The organism is Burkholderia sp. AU44665, assembly GCF_030504405.1.
Taxonomy (GTDB): Bacteria; Pseudomonadota; Gammaproteobacteria; order Burkholderiales; family Burkholderiaceae; genus Burkholderia; species Burkholderia semiarida.
In genome coordinates this window covers 251,156-267,070 of sequence record NZ_JAUJRI010000002.1, presented here as the reverse complement: position 1 = coordinate 267,070, position 15,915 = coordinate 251,156, and the positions used below count along the sequence as shown (strand labels likewise).

13 protein-coding genes, 1 tRNA gene and 1 riboswitch are annotated in these 15,915 nt (G+C 68.9%); of the genes, 3 read left to right on the top strand and 11 right to left on the bottom strand.

Annotation, left to right across the window (positions count from 1 at the left end):
* Nucleotides 1-417: 417 nt before the first annotated feature.
* The 3 genes from QZM15_RS06280 to pepN form a co-directional block, all read right to left on the bottom strand.
* Nucleotides 418-493: transfer RNA gene (locus QZM15_RS06280), tRNA-Thr, on the bottom strand.
* Between the two features lie 206 nt (nt 494-699).
* On the bottom strand, nt 700-1,713 hold the full coding sequence (locus QZM15_RS06275; RefSeq protein WP_059574095.1) for a class 1 fructose-bisphosphatase: 1,014 nt from the start codon (nt 1,711-1,713) through the stop codon (nt 700-702).
* Nucleotides 1,714-1,998: 285 nt separating this feature from the next.
* Nucleotides 1,999-4,692 carry an aminopeptidase N gene (pepN, locus tag QZM15_RS06270; protein ID WP_302106052.1) on the bottom strand — a complete coding sequence of 898 codons (2,694 nt, stop codon included), beginning with the start codon at nt 4,690-4,692 and terminating at the stop codon, nt 1,999-2,001.
* Nucleotides 4,693-4,879: 187 nt separating this feature from the next.
* On the opposite strand from pepN, the gene QZM15_RS06265 reads away from it, so the two are divergent.
* Nucleotides 4,880-5,590 (top strand): DUF4136 domain-containing protein, encoded by a 711-nt coding sequence (locus QZM15_RS06265; RefSeq protein ID WP_059574093.1) that lies wholly within the window; start codon nt 4,880-4,882, stop codon nt 5,588-5,590.
* A 50-nt stretch (nt 5,591-5,640) separates the two neighbouring features.
* Here QZM15_RS06265 and QZM15_RS06260 read toward each other — a convergent pair whose 3' ends face one another.
* The 8 genes from QZM15_RS06260 to QZM15_RS06225 all read right to left on the bottom strand — a co-directional run bounded on the left by QZM15_RS06260 (nt 5,641) and on the right by QZM15_RS06225 (nt 13,631).
* Nucleotides 5,641-6,213, bottom strand: a complete 573-nt coding sequence (locus tag QZM15_RS06260; RefSeq protein WP_059574092.1) for a TMEM165/GDT1 family protein — start codon at nt 6,211-6,213, stop codon at nt 5,641-5,643.
* Between the two features lie 78 nt (nt 6,214-6,291).
* Nucleotides 6,292-6,429: riboswitch (yybP-ykoY riboswitch) on the bottom strand.
* Between the two features lie 134 nt (nt 6,430-6,563).
* Nucleotides 6,564-7,883 (bottom strand): guanine deaminase, encoded by a 1,320-nt coding sequence (gene guaD, locus QZM15_RS06255; protein WP_059574091.1) that lies wholly within the window; start codon nt 7,881-7,883, stop codon nt 6,564-6,566.
* Nucleotides 7,880-8,224 carry a hypothetical protein gene (locus tag QZM15_RS06250; protein WP_081066589.1) on the bottom strand — a complete coding sequence of 115 codons (345 nt, stop codon included), beginning with the start codon at nt 8,222-8,224 and terminating at the stop codon, nt 7,880-7,882. The genes guaD and QZM15_RS06250 overlap by 4 nt, the downstream gene beginning before the upstream one ends.
* Nucleotides 8,225-8,251: 27 nt before the next feature.
* Nucleotides 8,252-9,277 carry an adenosine deaminase gene (locus QZM15_RS06245; RefSeq protein ID WP_059574090.1) on the bottom strand — a complete coding sequence of 342 codons (1,026 nt, stop codon included), beginning with the start codon at nt 9,275-9,277 and terminating at the stop codon, nt 8,252-8,254.
* A gap of 18 nt (nt 9,278-9,295) precedes the next feature.
* On the bottom strand, nt 9,296-10,300 hold the full coding sequence (gene xdhC, locus QZM15_RS06240) for a xanthine dehydrogenase accessory protein XdhC (RefSeq protein ID WP_059574089.1): 1,005 nt from the start codon (nt 10,298-10,300) through the stop codon (nt 9,296-9,298).
* 618 nt (nt 10,301-10,918) lie between these two features.
* On the bottom strand, nt 10,919-11,431 hold the full coding sequence (locus QZM15_RS06235) for a disulfide bond formation protein B (protein WP_059574088.1): 513 nt from the start codon (nt 11,429-11,431) through the stop codon (nt 10,919-10,921).
* A gap of 136 nt (nt 11,432-11,567) precedes the next feature.
* On the bottom strand, nt 11,568-12,944 hold the full coding sequence (locus tag QZM15_RS06230; protein ID WP_302106051.1) for an amidase: 1,377 nt from the start codon (nt 12,942-12,944) through the stop codon (nt 11,568-11,570).
* A gap of 6 nt (nt 12,945-12,950) precedes the next feature.
* Entirely contained in the window at nt 12,951-13,631 is a 681-nt protein-coding gene (locus tag QZM15_RS06225) for a GntR family transcriptional regulator (protein ID WP_059574086.1), read from the bottom strand.
* Nucleotides 13,632-13,918: 287 nt separating this feature from the next.
* Between QZM15_RS06225 and QZM15_RS06220 the strand changes: the two genes are divergently transcribed.
* Nucleotides 13,919-15,100 carry a gamma-glutamyl-gamma-aminobutyrate hydrolase family protein gene (locus QZM15_RS06220; protein WP_302106050.1) on the top strand — a complete coding sequence of 394 codons (1,182 nt, stop codon included), beginning with the start codon at nt 13,919-13,921 and terminating at the stop codon, nt 15,098-15,100.
* 115 nt (nt 15,101-15,215) lie between these two features.
* Complete coding sequence (locus QZM15_RS06215; RefSeq protein WP_302106049.1) at nt 15,216-15,914, top strand: DUF2968 domain-containing protein; 699 nt, start codon at nt 15,216-15,218, stop codon at nt 15,912-15,914.
* The last annotated feature ends 1 nt before the right edge of the window (nt 15,915 follow it).

The following is a 15,915-nucleotide window of genomic DNA, read 5'->3' as shown; positions in this document are numbered from 1 at the left end:
TCGCATTCGGCGTCCGTCGTCATTCGGTATCCTGACTGATCGGCATTGGTCGAACTAGGTGGATGGAGTGCGATCGAGCGCGGCGGCCATGGCGTCAATGTGCGAGGCGTGCCGGCGGCCGGGCACGTGATGGACGATGCTATTGCTTGCGCCGTACAGGTCGGACAGCCGGCCGCCGGGGCCATGGCCGCCGCGGGCCGAGCCGCTGCGCACCGCGATGGGTGATCGATACGATCGGCTGGCTGCGGCCGAGTGTGGAGAAGTCGTGCGGGAGGTGTCCGCGAGGTTGCGCAGATAACGGCCGCCGCGAGGATCGTGCGCGGCGCGATCGGCAGGGCGTCGTCGACCGGCTTCACGATTTCGGCGCCGGAAAAGAGAAAAGGTCTGACAAGCGACGCTTGTCAGACCTTTATGTCTTGGTGCCGGAGATAGGAGTCGAACCTACGACCTTCGCATTACGAATGCGCTGCTCTACCAACTGAGCTACACCGGCAGCAGAGAAATGAAATTATATGGTCAAATTCGCGATCTTGGCAATAGGTTTTGCGAAATTTTTTCAGCTTGCTGCGGCTGCTTCGCGAAACCCTCGATCCGGCGGACTTTCCGCTTTCACTTCACCGCGATGCGACCCGTTAGGGCCACATCGCGAAGGCGCGATTGTACTGATGTCTCGCGCCTCCGTCCAGTGCTGCAGTGCAATTATTTTGCTTCGTCGTGATAGCCGGTCACGCGCTCGACTTCGTTCTTCGAGCCGAGGAATACGGGCACGCGCTGGTGCAGGCCGGTCGGCTGTACTTCCATGATCCGCTGCGTGCCGGTCGTCGCCGCGCCGCCCGCCTGTTCGACGATGAACGCCATCGGGTTCGCTTCGTACATCAGGCGCAGCTTGCCCGGACGATCGGGCGTGCGCTTGTCGGCCGGGTACATGAAGATGCCGCCGCGGTTCAGGATCCGGTGCACGTCCGCGACCATCGACGCGATCCAGCGCATGTTGAAGTTGTCGCCGCGCGGGCCGTCCTTGCCGGCGTTCAGCTCGTCGACGTAACGCTTGACCGGGTCGTACCAGTGGCGGGCATTCGATGCGTTGATCGCGTATTCGCGCGTGTCGGCCGGGATCTGCATGTTGCTCTGCGTGAGCACCCACGAGCCGACTTCGCGGTCGAGCGTGAAGCAGTTCACGCCGTTGCCGGTCGTCAGCACGAACACCGTCTGCGGGCCGTACACGGCATAGCCGGCCGCGACCTGCTGCGTGCCGGGCTGCAGGAACGATTCCTCGGTCGCCTGCTTGCCGTCCGGGCAGCGCAGCACCGAGAAGATCGTGCCGATCGACACGTTCACGTCGATGTTCGACGAACCGTCGAGCGGGTCGAACACGAGCAGGTATTCGCCGCGCGGGTAGTTCGCCGGGATCGGGAAGAACGTTTCCATTTCCTCCGACGCCATTGCGGCGAGGTTGCCGCCCCATTCGTTCGCGTCGAGCAGGATTTCGTTCGACAGGATGTCGAGCTTTTTCTGCACCTCGCCCTGGACGTTCTCGCTGCCGGCGGTGCCGAGTGCTTCGCCGAGCGCGCCCTTCGACACGTTGTAGCTGATCGCCTTGCACGCGCGGGCGACGACTTCGATCAACAGGCGCAGGTCGGCGGGGAGGTTGTTGGTCTCACGTTGCTGTTCGATCAGGAACTTCGACAGCGTGGTGCGGCGGGCAATGGACATGACAGACTCCGAAAGGCGAAAGAATCCTTGAATGGCCGCAATTTTACCCGTCGCGCCTGCGGTGCCGCCGGCTTTTTTCGTCCGGTTACATGGGCGGGCCGCCGAATCGGCGCGGTATCGGGCGACGCCGGCGGGCGGGGGCGTTCATCGCAGCGGCGGCCGGCCGGGCGGTCCGACCCCGTGATCGCGAGCGGTTTCAGCCGCGCCCGCGCAATGAAAAAGCCGGCGCCGCGTGAGGCGGCACCGGCTCGATCGCGCGGACGCGACAGCGGGCGATCGCGTGACTTACGCGAGCGCCTTCTCGACGATCTCGCGCACGTCGCGCGATTTCGCGCCGGCGGCGACCTGCTCGAGCGCTTCGCGCATCCGGTCGCGCAACGCCGGCGTGAAGCGGCGCCACAGTTCGAGCGAGCGCGCGAGGCGCGCCGCGACCTGCGGGTTGATCGCGTCGAGCGCGAGCACCTGTTCCGCCCAGAACGCGTAGCCCGACCCGTCGGCCGCGTGGAATTGCGCGGGGTTCGCCGCGCAGAAGCTGAAGATCAGCGAGCGCGCGCGGTTCGGGTTCTTCAGGTTGAACGCGGGGTGCGCGAGCAGCTTGCGCACCTTCGCGAGCGTCGGCTGCGCGGGCGTACCGCGTTGGGCCGCCTGCATCGCGAACCACTTGTCGATCACGAGCGCTTCCTTTTCGAAGCGACGGTAGAAGTCGTCGAGCGCATGCTCGGCCGGCCCGTTCGCCCCCGCAGCGGACGCCGACAGCAGCGCGCCGAGCGCGGCCGCGCGATCGGTCATGTTGTTCGCCGCGTCGTACTGGGCCGTGGCGAGGCGTACGGCATCGGCCGGATCGTCGAGTTCGGCGAGATACGCGAGCGCGAGGTTCTTCAGCGCGCGGCGGCCCGACGCTTCCGGCGTCGGCTCATAGGCGCCCGGCGTCTGGTGCTGCTCGTATGCGGCGAGCCAGTCGGCGCGCAGCGCGGTTGCGAGCTGGCGGCGCACGAACTGGCGCGCGCGATGCACGGCGGCCGGGTCGGCCTCGGCCATCTGGTCGGCGAGGTAGGTTTCCGACGGCAGCGTGAGCGCGAGTTCGCGGAACGCCGGCGACAGGCTTTCGTCGGTCAGCACGCGGCGGAACGCGGCGACGAAGTTCTCGCCGAGCGCGAGCGGCGCGTCGGCCGCGGCACGCGCGGCGAGCGTGAGCAGCGCGCGTGTCGCGAGGCGCTGGCCGGCTTCCCAGCGGTTGAACGGATCGCTGTCGTGCGCGAGCAGGAACGCGAGATCGTCGTCGCTGTAGTCGTACTCGACGATCACCGGCGCGGAGAAGTTGCGCAGCAGCGACGGCAGCGGCGCTTCCGGCACGTCGACGAACGTGAAGGTCTGCTCGGTGTCGGTGAACTCGAGCACGCGCGTCGTGCCCGATGCGGCAGCCTCGCCGTCCAGACGCAGCGGCACGTCGCGCCCGTCGCGGCCGATCAGGCCGATCGCGAACGGGATCAGCAGCGGGCCCTGCTGCGTTTCGCGCGCGGCCGGCGACGCGTCGCCGTAGCCTTGCGCGAGGGTAACCGTATAGCGGCGCGCGGCCGCGTCGTACGCGGTGCGCACCGACACGCGCGGCGTGCCGGCCTGGCTGTACCAGCGCTCGAACTGCGCGAGGTCGCGCCCGTTTGCGTCGGCCATCGCGTGGCGGAAGTCGTCGCAGGTCACCGCGTGGCCGTCGTGGCGCTTGAAGTAGAGATCCATCCCCTTGCGGAAGCCGTCGCGGCCGAACAGCGTCTGGTACATCCGCACGACTTCCGAGCCCTTCTCGTAGACCGTCATCGTGTAGAAGTTGTTGATCTCGACGTAGCTCTCCGGGCGTACCGGGTGCGCCATCGGGCCCGCGTCCTCGGCAAACTGCAACTGGCGCAGCACGCGCACGTCCTCGATGCGCTTGACCGCGCGAGCCGCCGATTCGACGTCGTCGCCCGCGGCCATGTCGGCCGAGAATTCCTGGTCGCGGAACACCGTCAGCCCTTCCTTCAGGCTCAACTGGAACCAGTCGCGGCAGGTCACGCGGTTGCCGGTCCAGTTGTGGAAGTACTCGTGGCCGACCACCGACTCGATGTTCGCGAAATCGGTGTCGGTGGCGGTCTCGGGGTTCGCGAGCACGTACTTCGTGTTGAAGATGTTGAGCCCTTTGTTCTCCATCGCGCCCATGTTGAAGTCGCCGACCGCGACGATCATGAAGCGGTCGAGATCGAGCTCGAGGCCGAAGCGCTTCTCGTCCCAGCGGATCGAGTGGATCAGCGAATCCATCGCGTGACGCGTCTTGTCGAGGTCGGCCGGCTCGACCCACACCTGCAGCAGCTTTTCCTTGCCGGAGCCGGTCGTGATCTTCTCCTCGATCGCGACGAGCTTGCCGGCGACGAGCGCGAACAGGTAGCTCGGCTTGCGGAACGGGTCTTCCCACTTCGCGAAGTGGCGGCCGTCGGGCAGGTCGCCCGAATCGACGAGGTTGCCGTTCGACAGCAGCACCGGGTATGCGGCCTTGTCGGCGCGCAGCGTGACGGTGTACGACGCCATCACGTCGGGGCGGTCGAGGAAGTAGGTGATGCGGCGAAAGCCCTCGGCTTCGCACTGCGTGAAGAAGTTGCCGCTCGACACGTAGAGGCCGGACAGCGTCGTATTCTGGTCGGGCGCGCACGCGCTTTCGAGCGTCAGCTCGAAGGCGTCGGGCACGTTCTCGACCGTCAGCCCGTGTTCGTGCGCGCGCACCGCGCCGTGCGGCGCGCCATCCAGCCGCGCGCCGAGGAATTCGAGCGCCTCGCCCATCAGCTCCAGGTGCGGCGCGGGCGCGGCGTCCGGATTGCGGCGCACGCGCATCGTATTCCTGACGATCGTGCGGGCCGGGGCGAGATCGAATTCGAGTGCGACGGAATCGATGAGGAAGGCCGGCGGCGTGTAGTCGGCGCGGCGGATCACGGTGGAGGAGGCGTTGTCGGACATGGTCGTCGAGATCGGTGGAGTGGGGGACGGGCCCGTCGCGCGGGCCAGGCGAACCGGGTCATTGTACAAAGGCTTGCGGCGGCGTGTCGGGCGAACTTTTTACCGCTTCCGGCAGTCCGCGTATTATCGACATCCCGTTGTCGTTCGCGCGGTGCGACGAACGGGTGACGGATCGACGAGGATCAACATGAAACGCGAATGGATTTTTCGCGGTGCGGGCTGGGCGGCGGTGCTGTGCGTCGCGCTGCTGACCGGCTGCACCAGCTACGTGACCACCCGGGTCACGGCCTTCTCCGACTGGAGCGGCAGCGACGCGACCCGCACCTATGCGTTCACGCGCACGGACGCGCAGAAGAACAGCATCGAGCAGTCGACCTACGAGCCGATCGTCGCGAACGAATTGTCCGCGTATGCGTTCCGGCAGGTCCCGCAGTCGCAGGCACGCTATCTCGTCGGGCTGACCTATTCGGTCGGCAGCGATCTCGTGACGGTGCCGCAGCCGGTCTACTATGACCCGTGGTTCATGGGGCCGGGGCCGTACTGGCGAGGCGGTCCGTGGAGCCCCTGGGGCCCGTGGGGGCCCTGGGGGCCGATGCCGGCCGGCTACGTCGCGCAAACGTACCAGGTCTTCGACTACGTGCTCGGCATCCGTATCACCGAGCGCGCGACGGGCAAGGAGGTCTACAACGTGACCGCGCGCACGACCGGCGACAACGGCACGCTGCTGTACGCGATGCCGTTCCTCGCGCGCAGCGCGCTCGCCGATTTCCCGTTGTCGAACGGTGCGGTCCGTACGGTCCGGCTGCCGGTCGACAAGCGTGGCGGGCCGGCGGCGCCGGCCGCCAACGAGCGCGCGGTGCCGGCGGCGCCGGCCTCGGGCGCGGCCGTCGCAAAGTAGCGCGGCATCCGCGTCGGCGCGGCTGCCCGGCCGCGCCGGCCCGATTCCTTTCAGATTCCGATGCCGAACAGCGCCAGCGCGCCGAGCACGACGAACAGCACGGCCGCGATCCCGTGCACGAGCTTCGTCGGCAGGCTGTGCGCGAAGCGGTCGCCGAGCAGGATCGCCGGCACATTGGCGAGCATCATCCCGAACGTCGTGCCGGCCACGACGCCGATGTAATCCTGGAAGCGCGCGGCCAGCGCGACGGTCGCGATCTGCGTCTTGTCGCCCATTTCCGCGAGAAAGAACGCCACCAGCGTCGCGCCGAACACGCCGAGCCGCGAGCGGGTCGCATGGGCTTCGTCCTCGTCGAGCTTGTCCGGCACCAGGATCCACAAGCCCATCGCGATGAACGAGAACGCGAGCGCCCAGCGCATGATCGACGGCGTGACGAGCACGCCCAGCCATTCGCCGAACGCACCGGCGAAACCGTGGTTGACGAGCGTCGCGACGAGTACGCCGAGAATGATCGGCACCGGCTTGCGATAGCGCGCGGCCAGAACGAGGGAAAGCAGTTGGGTCTTGTCGCCGATTTCAGCGAGGGCGACGGCGCCGGTGGAGATCAGGAAGGCTTGAGACACGTATGGGGTTCCACGGGCCGATGTTGTGCAAGCGAGCGACGATCCACCGCGCGCCGGGCCCTGATGCGGCGCGCAGTGAACCATCGGTCTCGCCAGGCCAACGTGGCTGCGCCCGCCATGGCCGAACGGCCAAGTCTGTTGACGGACGCCTCCGTCACGATGCGCGCCGGGGGCGCGGGACATCGAGCGGAGCGGCTACTCCCCAATGAGCGGCGAATTCTAGCACGGCGCATCGCGCGTCGGAAAGCGGCCGGGCCGCGGTGCGCCGCGCCGCACCGCATTCGACTGCCGGCATGACGACACGGCGAAGCGGCGAAGCGGCCGTGCCTGCCGGAGCGCGGCGCGGGTCGCTACGCGGCGGCCGGGCCGCGCGCGGCGCCGCGCTCGTGCACGAGTTTGCCGGCCGCATAGGTACGGTACACCGCGCGGTCGTCGCCGAGCAGCGCGAACGCGAACAGCAGTTCCTCGAGCGAATCCGCGCGCTTCGTGCGGCGCGCGAGCAGCGGCGTCGCCTGCGGATCGAGCACGACGAAGTCGGCCTCGGTGCGCGGCGCGAGCGTGCCGACCGTGTCGGCGAGGTCGAGCGCCTGCGCGGCGCCGGCCGTCGCGAGCCAGAACATCCGCGTGGCGCTCAGGTGGTGGCCCGACAGCCGCGCGACCTTGTGCGCCTCGTTCATCGTCTGCAGCATCGAGAACGACGTACCGCCGCCGACGTCAGTCGCGAGCGTGACGGGCACGTCGTATTCGCCGGCCTTGTCGAAATCGAACAGGCCGCTGCCGAGGAAGAAGTTCGACGTCGGGCAGTGCGCGACGACGGTGCGCGTCTCGGCCATCCGGCGGCGATCCTCGTCGTCGAGGTGGATGCAATGGCCGTACACCGCGCGCGGACGCAGCAGCCCGTAGCGGTCGTAGATGTCGAGATAGCTGCGGTGGCCGGGGAACAGCTCGGCCGCCCATTTCACCTCGTCGACGTTTTCCGCGACGTGGCTTTGCACGAACACGTCCGGATGGCGGCGCGCGAGTTCGCCGCACGCCTCGAGCTGCGCCTCGGTCGACGTCGGCGCGAAGCGCGGCGTGAGCGCGTACATCTGGCGGCCCTTGCCGTGCCAGCGGCCGATCAGCTCGGCGCTGTCGTCGTAGCCCGACTGCGCGGTGTCGCGCAGGAATTCGGGGCAGTTGCGATCCATCAGCACCTTCCCCGCGATCATCCGCAGGTCGCGCGCGTCGCTCGCCGCGAACAGTGCATCGGCCGACTGCTTGTGCACCGTGCAGTAGACGAGCGCGCTCGTGGTGCCGCACGCGAGCAGTTCGTCGACGAAGAAGTCGGCGACTTCGCGCGCATGCTCGGGGTCGCCGAACCGGCGCTCGGTCGGAAACGTGTACTTGTCGAGCCACGGCAACAGGCCCGGCGCCGGCGACGCGATCATGTCCGTCTGCGGATAGTGGATGTGCGTGTCGATGAAGCCGGGCACGATCAGCTTGTCGCGCAGGTCGTGGACCGCCGCATCGCGCGCGAGCGTCGCCGCGAGCGGCGCATACGGGCCGGCCGCGACGACCTTGCCGTCGTCGACGATCAGGAGCCCGTCGGTCTCGTAGTTCGCGGCCTGGCTCGATTGCGCCGGGTCGCCGTTGAAGGTCAGCAGTTGGGAACGGAAAGCGGTTTGCGTCATGACGAAGGGTCCTGCATCAAGGTAAGGCGAACAGAAGAAAACGGTCGACACCGCACGGGGGCGGCGCGGTGCTGCGCGAGCGGCAGCATGCTGCGTGCGCCACGACCGGCGGCGATGGCGCGGGCGAACGTGGCGGCCGAAGCCGCCAGCGCGTGGTTGCCCGCGCACCTCGCGGCCGTTGCGCGCGCAACCGGTGCGGCGGCGAACGGTACGGCAAGCCACGACGGAGCGCGCATGCGGGCGACGACGCGCCGCGCCGTCGCTTCGCGAGCACGCAGGCGGCCGGCCCGGCGCGAGGCCGAACGGGGAAACGCGAAGCGGATGCCGTTGCCGTGTTTCATCTGTCTAGCGGGCCTCGATGCGGGCCGTCACGCGGCCTGCCAGTACGCGTCGAGGCGCGCGTACAGTGCGTCGCGCTGCGCCGGTTCGATGAACGACGCCTCGAAGCCGTTGCGGATCACCGCATGGACTTCGGCATCCGTCAGTTGCAGCCCTTCGGCCGTCGCGAAGTAGTTTTCGTTGACGTAGCCGCCGAAATAGGCCGGATCGTCGGAGTTGATCGTCACCGCCACGCCGCGGTCGAGCAGTGCCTTCAGCGTGTGCTTCGTCATGTCGTCGAACACGCACAGCTTCAGGTTCGACAGCGGGCAGACGGTGAGTGCCGTGCGCGTTTTCGCGAGGCGCTCGACGAGTGCTGCGTCCTCGATGCTGCGCACGCCGTGGTCGATCCGGTCGACCTTCAGCACGTCGAGCGCTTCGTAGATGTACGCGGGCGGACCTTCCTCGCCCGCATGCGCGACGAGCTTCAGCCCGAGCGCGCGCGCCTTGTCGAACACGCGAGCGAACTTCGCCGGCGGATGGCCGAGCTCGGACGAATCGAGGCCGACGCCGATCAGCCGATGGCGATAGCGCTCGAACAGCGGCAACGCGGATTCGAACGTCGCGAGCGCGTCCGCTTCGGACAGGTGGCGCAGGAAGCACAGGATCAGCTTGCTCGACAGCCCGCGTCGCTCGGCATCGGCGAGTGCGCGCTCGATGCCCGCCACGACCGTCTCGATCGGCACGCCCCGCTCGGTGTGTGTCTGCGGGTCGAAGAACAGCTCGGTATGGACGACGTTGTCGGCGAGCGCACGCTCGCAGTACGCGGCCGTCATGTCGTGGAAATCCTGCTCGGTGAGCAGCACGCTCGCGCCGGCGTAGTAGATGTCGAGGAACGACTGCAGGTCGGTGAACGCGTACGCGGCGCGCAGCGCATCGATCGAATCGTACGCGAGCTTCACGCCGTTGCGCTGCGCGAGCGCGAAGATCAGTTCGGGCTCGAGCGAGCCTTCGATATGGATATGCAGCTCCGCTTTCGGCGCGCGGGCAATCTTGTCCTTGAATGTCGGGGTCATGGCGTCGTTCTTGGTCGGTCAGTAGGTAGGGGAAGCTTGCGCGGCCGCATTCGCCTCGACGGCCTGCAGCAACTGCGCGGCCACCGAGATCGCGATCACTTCGGGCGCCTTGTCGACGATGCCTTCGACACCGATCGGGCAGCGCATCCGCGCGACCTGGGCCGGGTCGATGCCGATCGCCGCGAGCCGGTGATCGAACTGCATGCGTTTCGTGCGCGAGCCGGTCATCCCGAAGTACGCATAGTCGCCGCGTCGCAGGATGCGCTCGGCCAGCACGAAATCGAGTGCGTGGTCGTGCGTCATCACGACGAAGTAGGACCGCGGCGGCGCCGCGTCGACCGCGTCCGCCGGGGAAGCGGTCGCGTCGATCGTGACGTTGCCGATGCCGGCGAGCGCGTCGGCCGGCGGGAACGCGGCGTCGGCCCCGTCGATCCAGCGTACGTGGCACGGCAGCGTCGCCAGCACCTTCACGAGCGCGGTGCCGATGTGCCCCGCGCCGAACAGCACGACGGGGAACGCATACGGCGCGATCGTTTCGGTCATCAGCGACACGCCGCCGGTTTCCCACAGCAGGCAGTCGGCCCGCGCGGCTTCCGATTCGGGCTCGCTCAGCAGCGGCGCGCCCGGCGAGGGGCCGAATGATACGCTACGCACGGTCGCGGCGCCGGCCGCGACGCGCTTGGCGAGCGACATGATCCAGCCGAGGTCGCCGACGTCGAGCCGTTCGAACGCGAGCACCACGGCGCCGCCGCAGCACTGGCCGAGGCTCGGGCCGAGCGCGAGCCGCTCGAGCCGGCGTGCGTGCGGCACGTGCGCGCCGTCCTTCAGCAGGTGCCGCGCGATCTCGATCGCCTTCCATTCCAGATGACCGCCGCCGATCGTATGGCGGGCCGTGTCGCGCGTGACGAGCATCTTGGTGCCGGCTTCGCGCGGCGCGGAGCCGTCGGTGTGCGCGACCGTCACGAGCACGGCCGCTTCGCCGTGCGCGAGCAGTTGCTGCAGATCGCCGAGCCAGGCTTCCATCAGCACGCTCCGTTCGGGACGACGCGGCACGATGCGCGGCGCCGGCTGGCGGGCGCGGTGGCGAGGACGGACGGGAGCGGGGCAGGCCGGCGGCACGGCTGATGCCATGCGGGGGCCGCGGACCGGCGTGCGCGAACGGCGCCGCCGGACGCGCGGACGCCATGAGGGTGACGGATGCGGATGGTTTGCGTTGTCATGATGAATCCAGTCGACATTGCGGATCGGGCGCGCGTTACGCAGGCAGCGGTGAGACCGCCTGGCCTCGCGCACGTAGATCGCCATCCAGTCCCGAAGATAGCATCGCCACGCGGCGGGAACATGGCCGGGCGGTGATCCGGGGTATCAGGCGGCGATCATGTCGATCATAGGCCCGCCGCGCCGGATCGGGGTGCCGATGCATGCGCATCGGGCCGAAACGCACGTGTGACGGGGCGAGGCGCGGCGATCGCGCGACGCGCCGCCGGCCCGGACATCCGGGCGGCGGCGGGGTAGGTGTTTACGCGCGACGACGGGGCGGGGCCGGCGCACGCATCGGCCGGCGCCCGGTGGCGACTCGCCGGCGGCGCGCGCCCCATTCGGTCCGGCCGCGCATGCTGTCGGCCGGCAACGCGGGCTCGGTCAGCCCGCGAGCTTGCGGCGATGGCGCCAGAGGCTCGCGACGACCGCGATCAGGATCGCGGCGAAGCCGATCAGCGCCCAGCCGGGCAGCAGGATGCCCAAGATCGGCGGGTAGACGGTCTCGCACAGCCCGGCGACCTTGAACATGCCGGGGAACCACTGCGCGGGCGGCAGGCTGTCGACGATCGGCTGCAGCGTGTCGAAGCCGCAACTGAAGCCCGGATTCATCTGGATCGACAGGTGCCGCGCGGCCGTGCCGACACCGCCGGCCGCGGCGATCGCGATCAGCAGCTCGAGCACCCAGACGCCGCGCCAGTTGCGGATCCCGGCGGCCAGGAACGCGAAGATCCCGATCGCGCAGAAGAAGTAGCGCTGGATGATGCACAGCGGGCACGGGTCTTCGTTCTTCACGTACTGCAGGTACAGCGCACCGGCCAGCAGCGCGATGCACACCCATCCGAGCAGCATCAGCAGGTGGCGTTCGCGGCGTAGTGCAAGCGTGTAGTCGTTCATGTCGGCGGGGTTCCTCGTCGGTCGGTCCGGAAAACAATCGCGCGATTTTAGCGCGAACGGTCTGGCACGAAACTGACAGCGCGCGTGCGGCAACCTGCCGCACCGCGCGCGTTGCCCGCCGGCGGCTGACCGGCGGTCAGCGAATCGTGTTCAGCACGGCCTCGACCGATTGGCCGATCGCCAGCAGCGCGTCGTCGCGATGCGGCGCCGCCGCGAGCATCAGGCCGACCGGCGCCGCGTCGCGCGCGTGGCACGGCAGCGACAGCCCGCACGCATCGAGGAAGTTGAACGCGCTCGGGTTGCGCAGGAGCAGCGCGTTGGTGCGCGTGAACGCGTCGTCGTCCGTTTCGAGGTCGGCGATGCGCGGTGGCACGACGGGCACCGTCGGCGCGACGAGCGCATCGAAGCGCGCCCAGACCGTGTGCGCGGCTTCGTCGAGCATCGCGGCGCGCGCGGCGAGCAGGTCGAGATAGTCGGCCGCGCTCGCGGGCTCGCCCTTCAGGATCCGCGTCAGCACGCGCGGGTCGTACTGGTCGCGATGCTTGGCGAGCAGCGGTCGATGCCATGCGTACGCCTCGATCGGCGAGAAGCCGAAACGGTTGATCTCCGGCAGCCGGTCGAGCGCGGGGAAGCGCACTTCGGTGACGATCGCGCCGGCCGCTTCGAGATGCTTGAGCGCGGTGTCGAGCGCGGCCGCGACGTCGGCATCGACGCCGTCCGTCACGTAGTTCGTCAGCACGCCGAGCCGTACGCCTTCGAGGGGCCGGGCGGCCGGCACGTGCGGCTCGAGCCCCGCGAGCATCCGGTCGACGAGCGCGCAGCACGCGACCGTCAGCCCGATCGGCCCGAACGAATCGAGCGTCGTCGACAGCGGCACGCCGCCTTGCGTCGGGATCCGGCTCGCGGTCGGCTTGAAGCCCGTCAGCCCGCACAGCGCGGCCGGAATGCGGATCGAGCCGCCGGTGTCGGTGCCGAGCGCGACGGCGGCCATCCCGTCGGCGACCGACGCGGCCGCGCCCGACGACGAGCCGCCCGAAATTCGCGCATCGCCCGGCACGTCGCGGCGGTACGGCGAGCGCGGGTTGCCGAAGTGCGGATTCAGCCCGAGCCCCGAGAACGCGAACTCGCTCATGTTGGTGCGGCCGACCAGCACCGCGCCCGCGCGCCTGAGCCGCGCGACGGCGACCGCATCGGTGCGCGCGGCCGGCGCGCCGTCGAGCACGCGGGACCCCGCGCGCGTGACCTGGCCCGCGACGTCGAACAGGTCCTTGACCGACACGGGGATGCCCGCGAGCGGCGACAGCACGGTGCCCGCGGCGCGCAGCCGGTCGTGCGCGTCGGCGGCCGCGCGTGCGTTGTCAGCATCGACTTCGGTGAAGACGACGGCGCCCTGGCCCGACGGATCGGCGATCCGGTCGAGCGCGGTGTCGACGAGCGCGCGGCTCGTGGTCCGGCCGGCGGCGAGGTCGGCGGCGAGCTGGGCGAGTGGGGGGAACGGCGTGAAAGTGGTCATGGCGGCTCAGGGGCGAAGATGTTGAACAAGCGTGGAGCGGAACGAATCGATATGGCTTTCGACGGCTGCGCGCGCGCCGGCGGCGTCGCGTGCGGACAGCCGGTCGAACAGCGCGCGGTGCTCGTGCTGGACGTCGGCGAGATGGTGCGGTTCGGACAGCGTGACGAACCAGAAGCGCAGCGAGCGCTCATGCAGCGCGCGCAGGATGTCGGCCAGCACCGCGTTGCGCGCGGCCGCGGCGATCGTCTGATGAAACGCGCGGTCGAGCTCCATCATGCCCTCGACGTCGTGTGCGTCGACGCAGGCCTGCCCGTCGTCGAGCAGCGCGGCCAGGCGCGCGAGATCGTCGGGCGTCGCATGGCGCGCGGCGAGTTCGACGCAGTGCGCTTCGTTGATGCGCCGCACGTCGATCACCGCGACGATGTCGTCGAGCGACAGCGGCTGCACCATCAGGCCCTTGCGCGGCATCACCGACAGCAGCCCCTCGAGCACGAGCCGATGCACGGCCTGGTGCACCGGTGTGCGGCCGATTCCCGTCCGCGCGACGAGTTCGGCTTCGTTGAGCGCGGCGCCCGGTTTCAGGCGCATCGTGACGATGTCGCGCTGGATCAGCGCGTACGCGCGGTCGGCGAGACTCGCCGGCGACGCGGCGGGGCGGTCGCGGGTGACGTCGGTCAGGGTGCTCATATGGGGTTCGGCACCGGGGCCGGAAGGCGCGCGATCATGACGCGGCGGGCTCGGGAAGCGTGGGCGATCTCTGGATATTATTGTGATATATCACGGGTGTCCAGCCGAAGAGCGGCACGGGCAGCGGGGGCCGGGTGCGCGAACGGGGCCGCATGCCGCCGCGGCGGCCCTGCCACCGACTTGCAACAATATCGACAGGATGTTGCAGGTTTGCCGCGTGATCGTGCACTGAAGCATAATGAATCCTCGTCTATTCATACGCGTGAGCGACGTACCAGACCATCGTCATGAGCGAAAACACGCCTTCCCCGGCCGGTCTGCCCGGCACCTTTTCCGCTTCTTCCAATTCCCCGCGTCCCGATCCGGCGAAAACGCACGATGCGCAGGCCGCCGTGCAGAACGCCGCCGACGACGGCGCGTCGCCCGTGACGGCCGCATCCGAGCCCGGTGCACCCGGTGCCGCGGGCGCGATCGGGGACGGCGCCGCCACGGCCGCGCCGCCGAAGCCGGGTGCGCCGCCGCCCGGATTTGGCGCGCAGCCCGATTTCGACACGCCGCGGCCGCCGCCCGCGAACGCGCAGAATGCGCCGCCGGCCTACCTGAAGCAGAGCGACACGCCGTGGTCGGTATTCGGCCGGATCGTCGCGGCGCGCGCGCGGCGGCTGTTCGACCGCGCCGGCCAGCGCATCACGCAGCGCACGCTGCGCATCGGCGTGTCGGCGCGGATCTTCCATCCGGAGCCGGGCGCGAAGGGGCTGCGCGGCAAGACGCTGCAGTATCTCGAGGAATCGATCGCCCACTGGGTGATGTCGCGCGACGTGCTCGTGTTCATGATTCCGACCGTCGGCCATCAAGGCATGATCCATCCGAGCAACATTCGCCTGCGCGACTACGCGAAGCATCTCGACGGCCTGCTGCTGCAAGGCGGCGCCGACGTGTCGCCGCAGACCTACGCGGCGTCGGATGCGCGACCCGAATGGCCGGGCGATCGCGTGCGCGACATGTACGAGCTCGAGCTGCTGCACGAATTCGTCGAGTCCGGCAAACCCGTGCTCGGCGTGTGTCGCGGCTGCCAGTTGATCAACGTCGCGTTCGGCGGTTCGCTGTACCAGGACATCGCCACCGACGTGCCGACCGCCCATGCGCACGTGAGCGAGCATTACGACCAGCATCGTCACGCGATCCGTTTTCCCGACACGTCGACGCTCGCGAGCATGTTCCCGGGGCGTAGCGAAGCGATCGTCAACTCGATTCACCATCAGGCGATCCGCGATCTCGGCCGCGATCTGAACATCGAGGCCGTGTCGGCCGGCGACGGGATCATCGAAGGCATTCGCCATCGGCGTTCGCCGTTCGTCGTCGGCGTGCAGTGGCATCCGGAGTTCCATCGCGCGGGCGGCTCGGAACTGCTCGACTGCACGCCGCTGCTCGATGCATTTCTGCGCGCGGCGCGCGAAACGCGCCTGTAGCCCGCCGTATTTTTCGTGTTGAACGCCGGCCGGCCGCATCCCGATAAATTCGAGATGCGGCCGTTTCGTTTTGAACGATAATCGCGAGTTCCGATTCGTTCGCCGGAGTCTGACGTTGGCTTTCCGAAACTTTTCCCCTGCACGATGCGCAACGTGGATCGTTGCACTGGCTGCCTGCGCGCAAGCGGGCGCGGCCTGGTCCGCCGACGCGACCGCCCCCGCTGCCGGTACGCGTCCGGCGGTCACGAGCCTGAGCGGCGGCGCGTCGCCCGCGGCATCGGCCACGGCCGCGACGGACGTCGCCGCGCAAGGCAACGTTGCCGAGCTGACGCAGATGCTGCACGACGGCCGGATCGTCGAGATGCGTACGACGTACAACGGCAGCTACGGCGCGAGCCTGATGTTCGATCCGCGCGAGATGACGTATTACGTCGCGCTGTTCCAGGACAAGAATCTGTGGCGCGTGATCCGTTCGCAGGACAAGAATCGCGCGGAGATGGTGTATGCGAACTTCGTCCAGCAGACGGCGCAACTCGCCGATATCGAGATCCGCCGGACCGAGCTGCAGGCGCAGAAGGCATTTCTCGAACGCGTGATCGCGCTGCAGGCGAATCGTGCGCAGCAACTGCAGGCCGACCTGAGCGTCGCGCGCAGCCAGCAGGCCGAAGTCGCGCAACGGCAGAAGTCGGCGCAGGAGCAGGCGCAGGCGCTGCAGGTCGAGAAGCGGGCGGCGCAGTTGCAGTTGCGCGATCTGCAGGAGCAGGTGCGGCAACTGGAGAAGCAGACCGAGATGGGGTTGCCCGTGCACAAATAAC

What these genes read in the sequence shown, in the direction of transcription:
- QZM15_RS06275 (WP_059574095.1), bottom strand. Translation starts at nt 1,713, where the DNA reads ATGTCCATTGCCCGCCGCACCACGCTGTCGAAGTTCCTGATCGAACAG.
- pepN (WP_302106052.1), bottom strand. Translation starts at nt 4,692, where the DNA reads ATGTCCGACAACGCCTCCTCCACCGTGATCCGCCGCGCCGACTACACG.
- QZM15_RS06265 (WP_059574093.1), top strand. Translation starts at nt 4,880, where the DNA reads ATGAAACGCGAATGGATTTTTCGCGGTGCGGGCTGGGCGGCGGTGCTG.
- guaD (WP_059574091.1), bottom strand. Translation starts at nt 7,883, where the DNA reads ATGACGCAAACCGCTTTCCGTTCCCAACTGCTGACCTTCAACGGCGAC.
- QZM15_RS06250 (WP_081066589.1), bottom strand. Translation starts at nt 8,224, where the DNA reads ATGAAACACGGCAACGGCATCCGCTTCGCGTTTCCCCGTTCGGCCTCG.
- QZM15_RS06245 (WP_059574090.1), bottom strand. Translation starts at nt 9,277, where the DNA reads ATGACCCCGACATTCAAGGACAAGATTGCCCGCGCGCCGAAAGCGGAG.
- xdhC (WP_059574089.1), bottom strand. Translation starts at nt 10,300, where the DNA reads ATGGAAGCCTGGCTCGGCGATCTGCAGCAACTGCTCGCGCACGGCGAA.
- QZM15_RS06235 (WP_059574088.1), bottom strand. Translation starts at nt 11,431, where the DNA reads ATGAACGACTACACGCTTGCACTACGCCGCGAACGCCACCTGCTGATG.
- QZM15_RS06230 (WP_302106051.1), bottom strand. Translation starts at nt 12,944, where the DNA reads ATGACCACTTTCACGCCGTTCCCCCCACTCGCCCAGCTCGCCGCCGAC.
- QZM15_RS06225 (WP_059574086.1), bottom strand. Translation starts at nt 13,631, where the DNA reads ATGAGCACCCTGACCGACGTCACCCGCGACCGCCCCGCCGCGTCGCCG.
- QZM15_RS06220 (WP_302106050.1), top strand. Translation starts at nt 13,919, where the DNA reads ATGAGCGAAAACACGCCTTCCCCGGCCGGTCTGCCCGGCACCTTTTCC.